Here is a 712-nt window from a genome sequence, read left to right as displayed (position 1 = left end):
AGGACGCCTTCGCCGTCGGCCTCACGTGTGGCGGGGTCATCGACATCCTGGTCACGCCTGTCCGTGCCGGCGATCCGGACCGGGACGTCCTCGCTGCCGCGTTGTTGGCCGCACGCTCACAGGAGACGGTTGCGCTGGCTCGTGTTGTCGACGGGCCGGCCGAACGGCTCGGTCGCGCGCTGGCAGTCCACTCCGACGGGTCTTATGAGGGAACGCTGGGTGTCCAGCCGCAGCTGAGTCGCACTGCAGCGGCCGAGGCTCGGGCGATGCTGGAACTGGGGCGCACCGGGACAGTCGTGATCGGCGAGGAGGGGTCCTACTGCGGTCGCCCGCTGACACTGCTGGTCGAATCCAGTGTCCCGGCCCCCCGCTTGATCGTCTTCGGAGCGATCGACTTCGCGGCAGCTCTGGTACGGCTCGGCAAATTCCTCGGCTACCACGTAACCGTCTGCGATGCCCGACCGGTATTCGCGACCCAGGCGCGTTTCCCCCAGGCGGACGAAGTGGTCGTCGACTGGCCTCACCGCTACCTGCAAGCCACTCGCCTCGACAACCGAACAGTGCTGTGTGTGCTCACGCACGATGCCAAGTTCGACATACCGCTCCTGCAACGAGCACTGAAGCTGCCGGTTGCTTATGTCGGGGCCATGGGATCCCGGCGCACCCACGAGGACCGCATACAGCGCCTGCGCGCAGCAGGGGTAACCGATCA

General features: G+C 66.9%; 1 protein-coding gene. It reads left to right on the top strand.

The features are described 5' to 3' along the window. Window positions 1-712 (top strand): XdhC family protein (locus STSP_RS00785; RefSeq protein ID WP_198547231.1); only part of this gene is annotated, 712 nt, incomplete at both ends.

Source organism: Streptomyces jeddahensis, from assembly GCF_001642995.1.
In the GTDB taxonomy this organism is placed as follows: domain Bacteria; phylum Actinomycetota; class Actinomycetes; order Streptomycetales; family Streptomycetaceae; genus Streptomyces; species Streptomyces jeddahensis.
The sequence above is the reverse complement of the archived record's forward strand: the minus strand, read 5'-3'. Positions and strand labels throughout refer to the sequence as shown.